The 16,064-nt window shown below is 59.6% G+C and carries 13 protein-coding genes and 1 pseudogene; 6 read left to right on the forward strand and 8 right to left on the reverse strand.

Annotation, left to right across the window (positions count from 1 at the left end):
* Positions 1–61 precede the first annotated feature (61 nt).
* Positions 62–2,332 (reverse strand): 5-methyltetrahydropteroyltriglutamate--homocysteine S-methyltransferase, encoded by a 2,271-nt coding sequence (gene metE, locus LB453_RS20990; protein WP_103797467.1) that lies wholly within the window; start codon positions 2,330–2,332, stop codon positions 62–64.
* Positions 2,333–2,474: 142 nt separating this feature from the next.
* Between metE and metR the strand changes: the two genes are divergently transcribed.
* Complete coding sequence (metR, locus tag LB453_RS20995; protein ID WP_103797466.1) at positions 2,475–3,401, forward strand: HTH-type transcriptional regulator MetR; 927 nt, start codon at positions 2,475–2,477, stop codon at positions 3,399–3,401.
* A 56-nt stretch (positions 3,402–3,457) separates the two neighbouring features.
* Positions 3,458–3,922: pseudogene (locus LB453_RS21000) on the forward strand (DUF1456 family protein); the annotation flags it as partial.
* A 180-nt stretch (positions 3,923–4,102) separates the two neighbouring features.
* Here the strand turns inward: LB453_RS21000 and LB453_RS21005 are convergent.
* Positions 4,103–4,957, reverse strand: coding sequence for a carboxylate/amino acid/amine transporter (locus LB453_RS21005; protein ID WP_103797464.1), 855 nt, complete (start codon positions 4,955–4,957; stop codon positions 4,103–4,105).
* A gap of 316 nt (positions 4,958–5,273) precedes the next feature.
* Between LB453_RS21005 and glpT the strand changes: the two genes are divergently transcribed.
* Positions 5,274–6,617, forward strand: coding sequence for a glycerol-3-phosphate transporter (gene glpT, locus LB453_RS21010; protein ID WP_103797463.1), 1,344 nt, complete (start codon positions 5,274–5,276; stop codon positions 6,615–6,617).
* A 58-nt stretch (positions 6,618–6,675) separates the two neighbouring features.
* Here glpT and yigL read toward each other — a convergent pair whose 3' ends face one another.
* A complete protein-coding gene (gene yigL / locus LB453_RS21015) occupies positions 6,676–7,476 on the reverse strand; it encodes a sugar/pyridoxal phosphate phosphatase YigL (RefSeq protein WP_103797462.1) in 801 nt (266 codons plus the stop codon).
* A 51-nt stretch (positions 7,477–7,527) separates the two neighbouring features.
* On the reverse strand, positions 7,528–8,511 hold the full coding sequence (gene pldB / locus LB453_RS21020) for a lysophospholipase L2 (RefSeq protein ID WP_103797461.1): 984 nt from the start codon (positions 8,509–8,511) through the stop codon (positions 7,528–7,530).
* A 115-nt stretch (positions 8,512–8,626) separates the two neighbouring features.
* Here pldB and rhtB point away from each other — a divergent pair, with 115 nt between their 5' ends.
* Positions 8,627–9,250: a homoserine/homoserine lactone efflux protein gene (gene rhtB / locus LB453_RS21025; RefSeq protein ID WP_103797460.1), complete on the forward strand. Its 624-nt coding sequence runs from the start codon at positions 8,627–8,629 to the stop codon at positions 9,248–9,250.
* A gap of 437 nt (positions 9,251–9,687) precedes the next feature.
* Here rhtB and rhtC read toward each other — a convergent pair whose 3' ends face one another.
* From rhtC to pldA, 3 genes are read right to left on the reverse strand one after another with little or no spacing between them, the layout of a single operon-like run.
* Complete coding sequence (gene rhtC, locus LB453_RS21030) at positions 9,688–10,311, reverse strand: threonine export protein RhtC (protein WP_224481568.1); 624 nt, start codon at positions 10,309–10,311, stop codon at positions 9,688–9,690.
* 12 nt (positions 10,312–10,323) lie between these two features.
* Positions 10,324–12,153: an ATP-dependent DNA helicase RecQ gene (gene recQ / locus LB453_RS21035; protein WP_103797457.1), complete on the reverse strand. Its 1,830-nt coding sequence runs from the start codon at positions 12,151–12,153 to the stop codon at positions 10,324–10,326.
* A 25-nt stretch (positions 12,154–12,178) separates the two neighbouring features.
* Positions 12,179–13,051, reverse strand: coding sequence for a phospholipase A (pldA, locus tag LB453_RS21040; RefSeq protein ID WP_103797456.1), 873 nt, complete (start codon positions 13,049–13,051; stop codon positions 12,179–12,181).
* A 185-nt stretch (positions 13,052–13,236) separates the two neighbouring features.
* On the opposite strand from pldA, the gene LB453_RS21045 reads away from it, so the two are divergent.
* Together LB453_RS21045 and rarD are read left to right on the forward strand one after the other, a co-directional pair.
* On the forward strand, positions 13,237–13,707 hold the full coding sequence (locus LB453_RS21045; protein ID WP_103797455.1) for a thioesterase family protein: 471 nt from the start codon (positions 13,237–13,239) through the stop codon (positions 13,705–13,707).
* A gap of 47 nt (positions 13,708–13,754) precedes the next feature.
* Entirely contained in the window at positions 13,755–14,666 is a 912-nt protein-coding gene (gene rarD, locus LB453_RS21050; RefSeq protein ID WP_103797454.1) for an EamA family transporter RarD, read from the forward strand.
* A 169-nt stretch (positions 14,667–14,835) separates the two neighbouring features.
* Here the strand turns inward: rarD and corA are convergent, their stop codons facing one another.
* Complete coding sequence (gene corA, locus LB453_RS21055; protein ID WP_033754593.1) at positions 14,836–15,789, reverse strand: magnesium/cobalt transporter CorA; 954 nt, start codon at positions 15,787–15,789, stop codon at positions 14,836–14,838.
* Between the last annotated feature and the right edge of the window lie 275 nt (positions 15,790–16,064).

Below are 16,064 nucleotides of genomic sequence, written 5' to 3' on the forward strand. Positions count from 1 at the left end.
GCTCACGCCATAAAAAAGGGGCGCCGCAGCGCCCCAAACTCAACAACAACACAAAGTAAACTCAGGCGTTTTCGCCGCGCAGTTTCTTCGCCGCGTCCACCATATTCGCCAGCGCCTGACGGGTCTCCGTCCAGCCGCGCGTTTTCAGGCCGCAGTCCGGGTTGACCCACAGACGCTCCTCTGGAATGCGCTGTGCCGCTTTACGCAGCAGATTCTCCATCCACTCGACGCTCGGCACGTTCGGCGAATGAATATCGTAAACGCCGGGGCCGATTTCGTTCGGGTATTCAAATGCCTTAAAGGCTTCCAGCAGATCCATATCGGAACGCGAGGTTTCGATAGTGATGACATCCGCATCCAGCGCTGCGATGGACGCCATAATGTCGTTGAATTCGCAGTAACACATATGGGTATGGATCTGCGTGTCATCTTTCGCCACCGCGGCGTTGAGCCGGAAGGCGTCTACCGCCCACTGCAGATAGGCAGCCCAGTCGGACTGATGCAGCGGCAGACCTTCGCGCAGCGCTGGCTCGTCAATCTGAATAATGCCGATGCCGGCCGCTTCGAGATCCGCCACCTCGTCGCGCAGCGCCAGCGCGATTTGCTTCGCGATGGTCTCGCGCGACACATCCTCGCGCGGGAAGGACCAGCAGAGAATGGTCACCGGCCCGGTCAGCATCCCCTTCACCGGCTTGTCGGTCAGCGACTGCGCATAGGTCGCCCACTCCACGGTAATCGGCTGCGGACGGCTGACGTCACCGATAATCACCGGCGGCTTGACGCAGCGCGAACCGTAGCTCTGCACCCAGCCGTTCTGGGTGAAGACGAAACCGTCCAGGTTTTCGCCGAAGTACTCCACCATATCGTTACGCTCCGCTTCGCCGTGTACCAGCACGTCGAGGCCAAGGCGCTCCTGCTCGGCGATCGCCTGCCTGATATGCTGCGCGATGCCGGTGCGGTAGCTGGCACCGTCGATATTGCCCTTTTTAAAATCGAGCCGCAGGCCGCGGATCTCAGTGGTCTGCGGGAAAGAACCGATGGTGGTGGTTGGCCAGGCCGGCAGATTAAAGCGGCTGCGCTGCGCGCGGGCGCGCGCGGCGTAGGGGCTGGCACGCTCGGTATCCTGTGCGGAAATCGCCGCCAGCCGCCTGCCGACCGCCGCATTATGAACGCGGCTGGAGTGAGCGCGGTTGCGAATCGGCGCGCTCCAGGCTTCCAGCGAGGCGGCGTCGTTATGGTTGAGCGCGTCGCTCAGCAGCTTAAGTTCGCCACACTTCTGCAGCGCGAAGGCGAACCAGCTTTTTACTTCGTCATCGAGACGGGTCTCAGCGCTCAGATCGATAGGGCTGTGCAGCAGCGAGCAAGAGGTGCCGATCCACAGCAGATCGCGCTGGCCGAGCAGCGGCTGCAGGCGCTGGTACCAGCGGCTCAGATCGGCACGCCAGACGTTGCGGCCGTTGATGACGCCGAGCGACAGCAGCCACGACGCCGGCAGCTGCTGATTCAGCTGGGCGAGGTCGTCACGGCCGTGTACCAGATCGACATGCAGCCCCTGCACCGGCAGCGCCCGAATCACATCAAGATTCTGGCCGATGCTGTCGAAATAGGTGGTCAGCAGCAGCTTCACCCTGCCCTGCAGCGCCTGATAAGCGGGCCCGAACGCATCGCGCCACGCCTGCGGCAGCTCCAGCGACAGCGCCGGCTCGTCAATCTGCACCCACTCGACGCCGCGCTTTTTCAGCTCGGCCAGCACCTGCTGATAAACCGGCAGAATCGCATTCAGCAGCGACAGGCGGTCGAACGGCTCGCCTTTCACTTTGCCCAGCCAGAGATAAGTCACCGGCCCGAGCAGCACCGGCTTCACCTTGTGGCCCAGCGCCAGCGCCTCGTCCACTTCGTCCAGCAGCTGCGTCCAGCTCAGTTTAAACGACTGGCCCTGGGTGAACTCCGGCACGATATAGTGATAGTTGGTGTTAAACCATTTGGTCATCTCGGCGGCGGCGGCCGGTTCGCCGGTCGGTGCCCGACCGCGCGCGATGCGGAACAGCGTATCAAGATCGACGGTGCCCTCTTGATTCTGATGGCGAGCCGGGACGTTGCCCAGCATCAGGCTGGTGGTCAGCACATGATCGTACCAGGCGAAATCGCCAACCGGCAGCCAGTCCACGCCCGCCTCTTTCTGCTGCTGCCAGTGACGGGCGCGCAGTTCGCGTCCTGTCTCCAGCAGCGCCTGCTGAGTCGCTTTGCCCGCCCAGTAGCTCTCCTGCGCTTTTTTCAGTTCGCGACGCAGGCCGACGCGGGGAAAGCCGAGGGTATGGTTCAGAATGGTCATATGCTGTTCTCCCGATAAATTCTCTTTGGCTTCGCCTGGCAGCCAAAGATGTTTAGCCGTCCAGATGTTTACACCGCTATCTTCTGCGGGTAGTGTATGTTCCTCAAGCGCAAATTGTTCAATCTCCATGTGAAGGACGCTCATGATCGAACTCAAGCACCTGCGGACGCTTCAGGCTCTGCGTAATACTGGCTCGCTGGCCGCCGCCGCCGCGCAGCTTCATCAAACGCAATCCGCGCTATCGCACCAGTTCAGCGATCTCGAACAGCGGCTGGGATTCCGCCTGTTCGTGCGCAAGAGCCAGCCGCTGCGCTTCACGCCGCAGGGTGAAGTTCTGCTGCAGCTGGCGGAGCAGGTGCTGCCGCAAATTCAGCAGGCGCTGCAGGCGTGCCACGAGCCCTGTCAGGCGACGCTGCGCATCGCCATTGAGTGCCACAGCTGCATTCAGTGGCTGACGCCGGCGCTGGATAAATTCCGCCAGAGCTGGCCGCAAGTGGTCATGGATTTCAAGTCGGGCGTCACCTTCGATCCGCAGCCTGCGCTGCAGCAGGGCGAACTGGACGTGGTGTTGACCTCCGACATCCTGCCGCGCAGCGGCCTGCACTACACGCCGATGTTCGACTTCGAAGTGCGTCTGGTTCTGGCGCCCGACCATCCGCTGGCGCAGGTAGAGCAGATTACGCCCGAGGATCTGGCGCAAGAGGTGCTGATGATCTATCCGGTGCAGCGCCAGCGGCTCGATATCTGGCGCCATTTTCTCCAGCCGGCGGGCGTCAGCCCGGCCCTGAAGAGCGTCGATAACACCCTGCTGCTGATTCAGATGGTGGCGGCGCGCATGGGGATCGCCGCGCTGCCGCACTGGGTGGTGGAGAGTTTTGAAAAGCAGGGATTAATCGTAACCAAAACGCTGGGCGAAGGGCTGTGGAGCCGGCTTTATGCCGCCGTACGCGACGGCGAGCAGCGTCAGCCGGTGCTGGAAGCCTTTACCCGCTTCGCGCGGCAGCACGCCTGCGAACACCTGCCCTTTGTGCGCGACGCGGCGCTTCCGGGCGCGATTTTGCAACGCTGAGCCGTAAATTCCCCTATAATGCGCAGCCTGTTAAACGACCATGAGAAAATCTCACCATGACCAATAACGATATTTTGCGCAGCGTGCGCTTTATGCTGAATTTAAGCGATGCCAAAGTGGTGGAGATTTTCGCACTGACTGACTGCGAAGTTGCGCTGAGCGACGTGCAGGCCTGGCTGAAAAAAGAGGACGACGCCGCGTTTAAACCGCTGCCGGACGTGCTGATGGGCTATTTTCTTAACGGCCTGATTTTCTTCCGTCGCGGCAAAAGCGAAGAGATGCCTGCGCCCTCGATCGAGCGCCGCATGAACAACAATATTTTTATGAAAAAGCTGCGTATCGCCTTCGATCTGAAAACCACCGATATTCCGGCGGTGCTGGCTAAGGCTAACTTCACGGTTTCTCAGGCGGAAATCGGCGCTATCTTCCGCAAGCCGGAGCATAAAAACTATCGCGAATGTGGCGACCAGATTATGCGTAACTTTCTAAAGGGCCTGACCCTGACGCTGCGCCCGACGCAGCCGGCCAAAGCCGCTCCAGCCCAGGCCACGAACACCCGCCCGGCCCAGGCAGCGAAGTCTGCCCCGGCGAAAACGGCGAAACCTCGCCCGGCCCAGCCAGCAAAAGCCAAAAAATAGCCTTGCCCTTTAGCACGTGCCAGCCGTCAGGACGACCATCGTTGTCCTGACGGATTATGCGCCTCAGCGACTGCGTACCACCCAGCGCTTATGCACATAGAGCGAAGCGAAAATCACCAGCGCGCCGGCGATAAAACTGGGCCAGTGCGGCTTCTGCTGCCAGATCGCCAGATTCACCAGCAGCCCTGCCGGAACGTGCATATTGTTCATAATGCCCAGCGTGCCCGCATCCACCTGCGTGGCGCCGTAGTTCCACATAAAGTAGCCCAGCCCCGACGCCGCCACACCCAGCCACACCAGAATGCCCCACTGTAGCGAGGTGGTCGGCAGTTTCGCCGGATTACCCCACAGGCACCAGGCGATAATCGCAATCAGCACCGCGCCGAGATAAAACCAGGAAAAAGCGGTGTGCTGCGGCATCGGCCGGGTTTCCTGCAGACGCTTGTAGCCCACCATGCCCACGGCAAAGCAGATATTCGCCAGCTGCACCAGCAGCAGGCCGAACCAGAAATGATCGCTGACCTTGTCGTAGCGAATAATCGCCGCGCCCGCGACCGCCAGCAGCGCGCTGAAGGCGTAGCCGATGCGCAGCGGACGCCTGCTGATCAGGTCATAAATCAGGGTGACGTAAAGCGGCGTCATCACGGTAAACAGCAGGAACTCCGAGACGCTGAGGTAGAGATAGGCCTCAAAGCTAATCAGGTACATGATGCCGAGCTGCAGCATCCCCACCAGCATATAGAGCAGCAGCGTCGACGGACGGTAGCCGCGCCAGCGCAGAAAAGGCAAAAACACCAGCGCCGCCAGCGCCAGACGCATCAACACGGAGAACCAGGAGTCCACCTGCCCCGCCAGATATTCTCCAATCAGGCTAAAGGAAAACGCCCAAAGAATAGTGGTAACGATCAGTAACAGCACAGCTTCGATCCTGCAAAAAGAGAGAGGTCGCTAGTGTAATCAATGTGCTCTGCCCACGCGGCGCTTTCTGGTTGACAAGTGAATACAAACTATCCACTCAGCGCACCGAGCCGCTGCGCAATTTACAGGCCATGCGCGATTAAAACCATTGTGTGAAATTCAACCTGCGTTATTGTCATAAAAGTGTAACAAATGTGTCAACTATCACAGCCAGCATGCGCGAAAAGCGCCAGAATAGACGCGAAAAGGAACATGGCGGCAACCTCTGGAACGTTCTGCCCCTTTCTACAACGACTAAACGCCCGGGAGGGCAGCTATGCTGAGCATTTTTAAACCCGCGCCGCACCGACCGCAGGTCGCGGAAGATCAGGTTGATCCGTTATATCGCCGCCTGCGCTGGCAGATCTTCTTCGGCATCTTTTTTGGCTACGCCGCCTACTATCTGGTGCGCAAAAACTTCGCGCTGGCGATGCCCTACCTGGTTGAGCAGGGCTTTTCACGCGGCGACCTTGGCTTTGCGCTTTCCGGCATCTCCATTGCGTACGGCTTCTCAAAATTTATTATGGGCTCGGTCTCGGATCGCTCGAATCCGCGCGTGTTTCTGCCTGCCGGGCTGATCCTCGCCGCTGCGGTGATGCTGATTATGGGCTTCGTGCCCTGGGCAACCTCCAGCATTATGGTGATGTTTGCCCTGCTGTTTGTCTGCGGCTGGTTCCAGGGTATGGGCTGGCCGCCCTGCGGACGCACTATGGTGCACTGGTGGTCGCAGAAAGAGCGCGGCGGCATTGTTTCCGTGTGGAACTGCGCGCACAACGTCGGCGGCGGCCTGCCGCCGCTGCTGTTTCTGCTCGGCATGGCCTGGTTCAGCGACTGGAAAGCGGCGCTTTATATGCCCGCTTTCGCCGCTATCGCCGTGGCGCTTGTCGCCTTCGCATTAATGCGCGATACGCCGCAGTCCTGCGGTCTGCCGCCCATCGAGGCGTATAAACAGGATTACCCGCCGGACTACAGCGCCACGCATGAAGAGGAGCTGACGGCGAAGCAGATCTTTACCCAGTATGTGCTGCCCAACAAGCTGCTGTGGTATATCGCGCTGGCTAACGTCTTTGTCTATCTGCTGCGCTACGGCATTCTCGACTGGTCGCCCACCTACCTGAAAGAGGTAAAGCACTTTACGCTGGATAAATCCTCCTGGGCCTACTTCCTGTATGAATACGCCGGTATTCCCGGCACGCTGCTGTGCGGCTGGATGTCGGATAAAGTGTTCAGGGGGAATCGCGGCGCGACCGGCGTCTTCTTTATGACGCTGGTGACCATCGCCACGGTGATTTACTGGTTTAACCCGGCGGGCAACCCCGGCGTCGATATGGCCTGCATGATCGTCATCGGCTTTCTGATTTACGGCCCGGTGATGCTGATTGGCCTGCATGCACTGGAGCTGGCGCCGAAAAAAGCGGCGGGCACGGCGGCAGGCTTTACTGGCCTGTTCGGCTATCTCGGCGGCTCGGTTGCGGCCAGCGCCATCGTCGGCTATACCGTCGATTTCTTCGGCTGGAACGGCGGTTTTCTGGTCATGGTGGTGGGCTGCGTGCTGGCGGTGATCCTGCTGCTGTTGACTATGGTTAACGAACGCAAACACAAGCAGCGGCTGGCGTCCTAGGCAGCGCTGGCATCCTGGCCTGAGAGGGGCCGGCATCGCGCCGGCCGCTTTGTTGCCGTCAGGATAAAAACAGCGTGCGCAGCGTATGCGGCACGGCATCGTCCGCATTGCTGCCGATCACTTCCAGGTCAGGCAGGGTATTTTTCAGACGCTGGTGGGCGTTGCGCATAATGCAGCCCTTGCCCGCCATGCTCAGCATCTCTACGTCGTTCATGCCGTCGCCGAAGGCGATACAGGCTTTAAGCGAGTGTCCCAGCTGTTTTGCCACCGCTTCCAGCGCGTGCCCTTTCGACACGCCGCCCGCCATCACCTCCAGACAGGTCGGCAGTGAAAAGCTGACGTTGACGCGGTCGCCCCAGCGCGCCTTCAGCGCCAGCTCGAGCGGGATCAGCGCCTCGGGATCGTCGCTGGTGAAAAAGACTTTGCTGATATTGTCGCCCGGCAGCATGCCTGGCTCATACACCTGATAGCTGAACACCGACTCGCGGAAATAGTCCTGCTCCGCCGGATGCGCACGGCTCATAAACCATTCGTCGTCGCGATAGACGTGCGTCAGGATAGCGGGACTGGCGTAGTGCAGCTCGTAAAGCTCCAGCGCGATATCTTCGTCGAGGTTATGGCTGAACACCAGCTCGCCCTCGGCGTTATGCACGCGCGCGCCGTTCGAGGTAATCATATAAGCGGGAATGCCCAGCTTGTCGCGCATCTGCCCGACGTCGATATAGTGACGGCCGGTGGCGAATACAAAGTGAATATCGCGCGCCACCAGCTGTTGCAGGATATCGTGGGCGTAGGGCGTCAGCCGATGGTCGGGAGAGAGCAGCGTGCCATCCAGATCGGATGCGACGATTTGAAACATGAAAACCTCAGGTATTGTTATAGGCCGTGGCCGGTAAGATAGCTTTTCGAATTAAGGATGCGCCTCGAAGAAATCAACCAGCGCATTCAGCGCTTCGGCGCGCATGGCATCTTTTTCAAACAGAATTTCGTGGCGCGCCTCTTTAATAACGCGCGCCTCGCAGGGATGGCCCGCCTGCGCCATCGCCGCGCAAAAGAGGTCCTGCGAACGGTTATCCACGACGCGATCCTCGCCTGCCTGCAGCAGCAGAACAGGCGTGGTAATAGTGCCTGCCAGGCTGAGGATATTGCGTCCCGCGTGGATACCTTCGCGCACCCAGTGATAGGTCGGACCGCCGACGCGAATAGCGGGATCGTCGGCGTAAAAACGCAGGCTGCGGCGATAGCGCTCTGCGCTGTGCGTCAGACGATTGATGCCGAACGGGTGCGCGCGCCAGCGTCCGGTGCCGAGCGCATAGCCGTCGCGGATCGCCGGGCGCTTCTCCGCCCAGTCGAGAATGCGGTTCGCAAGGAAAGAGGGCATCGGCAGCGCGATGCCGAACATCGGCGCCACCAGCGTGACGGCGTGAAACGCCTGCGGCTGACGCGCCAGAAACAGCGTCAGGATCGCCCCGCCCATCGAATGCGCCAGCGCGTAGCGGCGCTGGTAGTGGCCGCCGACAATCTCTTTCAGATAGAGCGTCTCTAAGTCGTCAACGTAGTGGGTGAACTCCACCACATGACCGCGGTGGGTATCCTGCAGCAGCCGATCGGAGCGGCCCTGCCCGCGATGGTCGAGGATCACCACGTCAAAGCCGCAGTGAAACAGATCGTACGCCAGTTCAGGGTATTTGACGTAGCTTTCGATGCGTCCGGGCACGATAAGAATAACGCGCTTATGCTGCGGCGCGGTGAAACGCACATAGCGCAGCGTGACGTTTTCCACGCCGACAAATTCACGCTCTTCGCGGCGGTGCCAGAAGTCGAGCAGCGGACCGTGCGCAAAGGCGGCAAAGGCTTTTTCCCGATTGAGCCAGCTCGCTTTATGTCGTTCCATCTTTCCCCCTGCAGACGCGCGATAAGCCTGTAGCGAGCCGCGCATGCGGCCCGTAGCGTCACGCTTGTTTCTGGCGTATTGTGTCATATTTCCGCCCAGACAGGGAGCGCAACCCATGACCACTGAATGGTGGCTGACCTACCTTCTCACCACCACTATCCTCAGCCTTTCGCCCGGTTCCGGCGCGATTAATACCATGAGCACCGGCATCAGCCACGGCTATCGCGGCGCGGCGGCCTCTATCAGCGGCCTGCAGCTTGGCCTGGCGATCCATATCGTGCTGGTGGGCGTTGGGCTGGGGGCGCTCTTTTCGCAGTCGCTGCTGGCGTTTGAAGTGCTGAAGTGGGCGGGCGCGGCCTATCTGGTGTGGCTCGGCATTCAGCAGTGGCGCTCTGCGGGCGCCATCGATCTCGACGCGGTGGCGAAAGCAACCCCGCGCCGCCGCCTGTTCAAGCGCGCGGTGCTGGTGAACCTTACCAACCCGAAAAGCATCGTGTTTCTCGCCGCGCTGTTTCCGCAGTTTATTCTGCCACACCAGCCGCAGGCGATGCAGTACCTGGTGCTGGGCACCACCACTGTTGTCGTCGATATCATCGTGATGATCGGCTACGCCACGCTGGCGACGCGCATCGCGGCCTGGATCAAGGGACCGAAGCAGATGAAGCTGCTCAACCGTATCTTTGGCGGATTGTTTATGGCGGTCGGCGCGCTGTTAGCCAGCGCCAGAAGGATTGCCTGAGCCCTGCTGCGCACGCCGATGGTTAACGCCGTCGGTGTTGCAGTCAGATTGCGGGCGGACAGCGCGCAGTCACCGCAGCGTACAAGAGTACGTGAGGATGACGAGCACTGCCCGGTGCCGAAATGGCAAGTAAGTCAGTCTCTGACGAGAAAAAACAGCAGCGCCGATATTCAGAGCCGTCGGTGTCGCAGCCAGTTCGGTGCCGGCCAGCGCGCAGTCACCGCAGCGTACATCAGTACGTGAGGATAACGAGCACTGCCTGGTGCCGAAATGGCAAGTTAGGCAGTCTCTGACGAGAAAAAACAGCAGCGCCGATATTCAGAGCCGTCGGTGTCGCAGCCAGTTCGGTGCCGGACAGCGCGCAGTCACCGCAGCGTACATCAGTACGTGAGGATAACGAGCACTGCCCGGTGCCGAAATGGCAAGTAAACCAGGCTCTAACGAGAAATGATAAGGTGGATGCCGAAACCGGCGAACAGTACACCCGCCACGCCATCGACCCATTTCGCCGCGCGCTGATATTTGTCGCGCATCCACGGCAGAGCGAAGATCGCCGCCACCAGCGTAAACCAGGCAAAGGTCTCGCCGACGATCAGCAGGAACAGACCCCAGCGCTCCAGCGCGCCGATATCATTGCCGACGAACAGCGAGAAAACGCTGCCGAAGTAGATAATCGCTTTCGGGTTCGACAGGTTGGTGAGAAAGCCTTTAAGAAAACTTCTGCCCTTTTTCGGCAGCTCCACGACCGGCGCATCCTGAGCCGGTTTCTTGTGGCGCTGACGCGCCGAGCCGAGCAGCTGCCAGCCCATCCACAGCAGATAGAGACCGCCGCCGACCATAATGATCTGATGCAGCCACGCCATCTTTTCCAGGATCAGGTGCAGCCCCATCAGCGCGACGCCCGCCCATATAACGATCCCCAGCGTAATGCCGAGCACGCCCATCATCGCCTCTTTGCGCGAACGGCTGGCGGCAGTTTGTGAAACAAAAAAGAAGTCCGGGCCGGGACTCATCAGCGCGACCAGATGCACCAGCGCAACCGTGGCAAATAACATCAGCATGGGTAGTATCCTTTACTCTTCATCATCAAGATGCTCTTTGATCATCACCAGGAAGGGTTTGCCAAAGCGCTCCAGTTTGCGGTGGCCGACGCCGTTGACGCTCAGCATCTCCGACGCCGTTACCGGCATCTGCTCCGCCATCTCAATCAGCGTGGCGTCGTTAAACACCACGTAGGGCGGGATATTCTCTTCGTCGGCAATGGCTTTACGCAATTTACGCAGCTTGGCGAACAGCTTGCGATCGTAATTGCCGCCGTAAATTTTCGGCGAGCTGCTGCTTTTCGGCTTCGCCGCGTTAAGACGCGGCACCGCCAGCATCAGCGGCACTTCGCCGCGCAGCACCGGACGCGCCGCTTCCGTCAGCTGCAGCGCGGAGTGCATGGCGATATTCTGCGTCACCAGCCCAAGGTGGATAAGCTGGCGCAGCACGCTGACCCAGTGTTCATGGCTCTGCTCGCGGCCAATGCCGTAAACCGGCAGCTTGTCATGTCCCTGATCGCGAATGCGCTGGTTGTTGGCACCGCGCAGCACCTCGACGATATAGCCCATGCCGAAACGCTGACCGACGCGATAAATGCAGGAGAGCGCTTTCTGCGCTTCCACCAGACCGTCGTAACGCTTCGGCGGATCGAGGCAGATATCGCAGTTGTCGCACGGCTGCTGGCGTCCTTCACCGAAATAGTTGAGCAGCACCAGACGGCGGCAGGTTTGCGCTTCAGCGAAGGCGCCCATGGCGTTAAGTTTGTGACGCTCAATATCCTGCAGCGGCCCGGGCGCTTTCTCTTCCAGACATTTGCGCAGCCACGCCATATCCGCCGGATCGTAAAGCATCATCGCTTCGGCCGGCAGCCCGTCGCGTCCGGCGCGGCCAGTTTCCTGATAGTAGGATTCGATATTGCGCGGAATGTCGAAGTGCACCACGAAGCGCACGTTGGGCTTGTTAATGCCCATACCGAACGCCACCGTCGCCACCACAATTTGCAGGTCGTCGCGCTGGAACGCCTCCTGCACCCGGGCGCGCTGCACGCTGTCGATGCCGGCATGATAGGCACCGACGCTCAGCCCGCGGCTCTGCAGACGCGCGGCGGTGTCTTCGACCTTGGCGCGGCTGTTGCAGTAAATAATGCCGCTTTTGCCGCGCTGATCCTGAACGTAGCGCAGCAGCTGCTCGGTGGGCTTGAACTTCTCCACCAGCGTATAGCGAATATTAGGACGGTCGAAGCTGCTGATCTGAATCAGCGGGTCCTGCATATTCAGCAGGTGAACGATATCGTTGCGCGTGGTTTCGTCGGCGGTGGCGGTCAGCGCCATCACCGGCAGCTGCGGGAAACGCTGGCGCAGCTGACCCAGCGCGCCATATTCCGGCCGGAAATCGTGGCCCCACTGCGAAATACAGTGCGCTTCGTCGACCGCCAGCATCGCAGGCTGCCAGTGCGCCAGGCTCTCAAGGAAGTTATCCATCATCAGACGCTCAGGCGCGATATAGAGCAGCCTGACGCGGCCGGTACGGCAATCCGCCATGACCTGCTGCTGCTGTTCGCGCGTCATGGTGGAGTTAAGACACGCCGCCGCAACGCCGTTCGCCAGCAGCTGATCCACCTGATCTTTCATCAGCGAAATCAGCGGCGACACCACCAGCGTCAGGCCTTCCTGCACCAGCGCGGGGATTTGATAGCAGAGCGATTTACCGCCGCCGGTGGGCATAACGACCAGACAATCCCGTCCGCTCAGCGCCGCATTGATAATGGTTTGCTGACCGGGACGAAAATGCTGATAGCCGAAGGTATCCTGCAATACCTGCTGCGCCAGCGCTTCCTGATTATGTACTACCGAGATTGCCACTGTATTCCTGTTGTTTTCCGGAGAGTCAGAACAGATCGTTTAGCATGACGCCGACGCCGAGACGCGTCTGACGGTGGTTATAGTCGATAAGCGACTCGCCATAACCGCTAAACACCTGAGTATAGAAACGCACGTGTTCGCTGATCGGATAGCTCCAGCCCAGCGTCGCACCGCCAAAACCGGTATTCCAGTTGTAGTTGCCTTCCACGCTGAAGATATTCTCGCCGGCGATATAGCCCAGCTTCAGACGGTAGTAGCCCATATATTTGGTGATATCCGGGTTATCGTCTTCGCTGTCCGGTATGCGGTACCAGGGTTTGACTTCGGCGAGGAAGTTGCCGTTCTGCGCCATCAGGCGCGCATAGACGCGGTTCCAGCTGCGCGAGGTCGGATCGCTGCGGCCGTTAGACTGGTGGTTAAAGCCCACCTCCACATCGCGCAGCGTCCAGCCGGCGAAGTCGTAATCCGTGGCCCAGCCGAGGAAAATCTGCGGCTCGTAGTTGGTCTCGCGAAACGGCGACGACTCGCCGCGGTTCGACAGCTGCCACCAGGAGCGCTGCGTATAGGAGGCGGCCAGCACGGAGTTGTCACCCAGAATACCGCGCCACAGCGGAAATGCCAGACTGAGCTGAAATTTCACTTCATCTTTGCGCGCGTTGTCCGCCCAGTTATAGGAGGAGATCGCCTCTTTATTGATATCGCTGGTATAGGTATAGAGCAGATAGTTGCTCTCATACGGATAGAGCACAAACGGGTTGTCGTGCTTCTCCAGCAGGTTGGCGATAATGCTGCCGCGCACCTGAGGGGTATCGTGGACCTCTTTTACGGTGGCTTCTTCCGCCTGCGCCAGCGCAGGGAGTAACAGGGCGGCTGCTAACAAGGCGCGATGCTTGCGCATAACTTTCTCCGATGAAGGCTGCGAGTCAAATGAATGGGGAGTCATAAAAAGGAGGCCATTCTACACGCAAAAGTCGGTGAAGATGAGCGCTGATTTCCGAAACTGGAAACCCTCTCGCGCGCGGCTTAGAATACACAACTCATTAACATTTTACGCCGCAAAGGCGTATGCGCAGGATTGCTGCTATGTCATCACGGCTGCTGTCTCAGCAGGAAGCCCGCCAGATGGTGGGTGAAATTTTTGTTTACCATATGCCCTTTAATCAGGCGCTCGGCCTGGAGCTGGATCGGCTGGAGAGCGACTATGCCGAAATCAGCTTCGCCAGCAAAACCATGCTGGTCGGCAACGCGGCGCAGCAGATCCTGCACGGCGGGGTTATCGCCTCGGTGCTGGACGTCGCCGCCGGCATGGTCTGCGTCAGTAACGCCCTGACGCGCGCCGAGAGCATCAGCGAAGAGGAGCTGCGCCAGCGCCTGTCGCGCATGGGCACTATCGATATGCGCGTCGATTACCTGCGTCCCGGCCGCGGCGAGCGCTTTACTGCCACCAGCAGCCTGCTGCGCGCCGGAAACAAGGTCGCGGTGGCGCGCGTGGAGCTGCATAACCAGCAGGGCGACTATATTGCCACGGCGACGGCGACCTATTTGATTGGTTAATCGCGGACGCCGTGCGAAAATCGACTTTTTCCGGACGCTTTCTCTCTATGGATACGCAGCAAACCCGCCAGGGCATTGGCTTCGCGCTCGGCGCCTACTTTATCTGGGGTATCGCCCCGGCCTACTTCAAACTGGTGAAAGCCGTACCGCCGACGGAGATCATGACGCACCGCGTCATCTGGTCGGCGCTTTTTATGCTGGTACTGATTAGCCTGAGCCGCAGCTGGCGCCAGGTGCGCAGCGTGCTGGCGCAGCCGAAGAAGGTGCTGCTGCTGGCGCTGACCGCCGTCACTATCGGCGGCAACTGGCTGCTGTTTATCTGGGCGGTGAATAACCAGCATATGCTGGAAGCGAGCCTCGGCTACTTTATCAACCCGCTGATTAACGTGGTGCTCGGCATGCTGTTCCTGCGCGAGCGCTTTCGGCGCCTGCAGTGGCTGGCGGTACTGCTGGCGGCGGGCGGCGTGCTGGTACAGCTGTGGCAGTTTGGCTCGGTGCCGCTGATCGCACTCGGGCTGGCGCTGAGCTTCGCTTTTTACGGACTGGTGCGCAAAAAGATTCAGGTCGATGCGCAGAGCGGCATGCTGATTGAGACGCTGTGGCTATTTCCGCTGGCGGCGATCTATCTGTTCGGCGTTGCCGATACCCCGACCAGCCACCTGAGCGCCAACCCGCTGAGCCTGAATCTCAAGCTGGTAGCGGCGGGCATTATCACCACCATCCCTCTGATGCTGTTTGCGGCTGCCTGCGCGCGGCTGCGCCTCTCTACCGTCGGCTTTTTCCAGTATCTCGGCCCGACGCTGATGTTTCTGCTGGCGGTGCTGTTTTACGGTGAGGCGGTGACGCCCGACAAGATGGTGACCTTCGCCTTTATCTGGCTGGCGCTGGCGGTGTTTATTTTTGATGCGGTGGTGGCGACGCTGCGCAGTCGACGTATAACAAGGCGGCAGGAAGTTTAAGCTAACAGCGCGCAAAAATGTCAAAACGCGAATGACATGGACCGAAGAGCAAAGCGTCCCGCGCCAGGGAAGGCGCGGGCCGAGCTGGCAGGGATGCCGCCTTTTGCGTCTTTGCGATCGGTCCTTGTCAGTCGCGTAGGCTCCGGACTGCCCGTCCACTGATAAACGATTACAGCCAGTTCTTGCGTTTGAAATAGAGATAAGGCGCCAGGCCGGCAAGGATCATCAAACCAATCGCCGCCGGGTAGCCAAAGCTCCACTTCAGCTCCGGCATAAACTCGAAGTTCATACCGTAGCTGGAGGCCACCAGCGTTGGCGGCAGAAATACCACCGACACCACCGAGAAGATTTTGATAATGCGGTTCTGCTCGATATTGATAAAGCCCATCGCCGCCTGCATCAGGAAGTTAACCTTCTGGAACAGCGATTCATTATGCGGCAGCAGAGACTCGATATCGCGCAGGATCTCGCGCGCCTGCTCCAGCTGGTTGTTCGGCAAACGCGCCTTGCGCACCAGGAAATTGAGCGCGCGCTGGGTATCCATCAGGCAGAGCCGCACCTTCCAGCCGATATCTTCCAGCTCGGCGAGACGCGACAGCGCTTGGTCATACTCTTCGCCCTGCTGCCCTTCCATAATCACGCGGCTGAGCTTCTCCAGCGCGCTATAGATATTCTCGATCTCATCCGCCAGCTGTTCGATTTTGGTTTCGAACAGATCCAGCAGCAGCTCAAAGGCGTTGCCATCGATCAGCGTCTGATTACGGGCGCGCATACGGTAAAGACGGAACGCAGGCAGTTCGCGCTCGCGCAGCGTATAGAGCCGCCCCTCGCGAATGGTGAAGGCCACGGTGGAGTTGCCAGCGTGATCTTCCGCATCTTCATAAAAGAAGAATGAGTGAATGTGCAGCCCGTCTTCATCTTCGAAAAAACGCGCTGAGGCTTCGATATCCTCCAGCTCGGGACGCGTCGCCAGGCTCTGCCCCAGCTCGCTCTGCACGCGGTCGCGCTCGCCCTCTTCTGGCTCGATCAGATCGACCCACACCGAGGTGGTCAGTTTGTCGTTTTCGTCTTCCAGCTCCAGACGCGTCAGGCGGCTGCGATCCAGTTTAAATGCGCTCAGCATAGCAATACTCCCCATTGCAGACTAAATGGGACAAGGCCGTTGGCCGATCGGCCACGGCAACGCCTGGACACGGAAACGCTCGTTCAAAAGGTGAATCAGTGCTGACTCGTGCGACGGGATAAAAAAGGGAGGTCGCTGATAACCGCTAAGGCTACCCGCTAAAAGAGGAAGCCTTAGATGTTATTCCTGGTAACCAGGTGACTGAGCCAGCATCGACTGGGCGTATCCAAGGCATTGTCCTCTCTTGATAATAGTGCGCGCATGTTACGCTGAGA

The organism is Pantoea agglomerans (genome assembly GCF_020149765.1).
In the GTDB taxonomy this organism is placed as follows: Bacteria; Pseudomonadota; Gammaproteobacteria; order Enterobacterales; family Enterobacteriaceae; genus Pantoea; species Pantoea alvi.

Excerpts from the sequence above, each read along its gene's own strand:
- metE (WP_103797467.1), bottom strand. The coding sequence starts at position 2,332 with ATGACCATTCTGAACCATACCCTCGGCTTTCCCCGCGTCGGCCTGCGT.
- metR (WP_103797466.1), top strand. The coding sequence starts at position 2,475 with ATGATCGAACTCAAGCACCTGCGGACGCTTCAGGCTCTGCGTAATACT.
- glpT (WP_103797463.1), top strand. The coding sequence starts at position 5,274 with ATGCTGAGCATTTTTAAACCCGCGCCGCACCGACCGCAGGTCGCGGAA.
- yigL (WP_103797462.1), bottom strand. The coding sequence starts at position 7,476 with ATGTTTCAAATCGTCGCATCCGATCTGGATGGCACGCTGCTCTCTCCC.
- pldB (WP_103797461.1), bottom strand. The coding sequence starts at position 8,511 with ATGGAACGACATAAAGCGAGCTGGCTCAATCGGGAAAAAGCCTTTGCC.
- rhtB (WP_103797460.1), top strand. The coding sequence starts at position 8,627 with ATGACCACTGAATGGTGGCTGACCTACCTTCTCACCACCACTATCCTC.
- rhtC (WP_224481568.1), bottom strand. The coding sequence starts at position 10,311 with ATGCTGATGTTATTTGCCACGGTTGCGCTGGTGCATCTGGTCGCGCTG.
- pldA (WP_103797456.1), bottom strand. The coding sequence starts at position 13,051 with ATGCGCAAGCATCGCGCCTTGTTAGCAGCCGCCCTGTTACTCCCTGCG.
- LB453_RS21045 (WP_103797455.1), top strand. The coding sequence starts at position 13,237 with ATGTCATCACGGCTGCTGTCTCAGCAGGAAGCCCGCCAGATGGTGGGT.
- rarD (WP_103797454.1), top strand. The coding sequence starts at position 13,755 with ATGGATACGCAGCAAACCCGCCAGGGCATTGGCTTCGCGCTCGGCGCC.
- corA (WP_033754593.1), bottom strand. The coding sequence starts at position 15,789 with ATGCTGAGCGCATTTAAACTGGATCGCAGCCGCCTGACGCGTCTGGAG.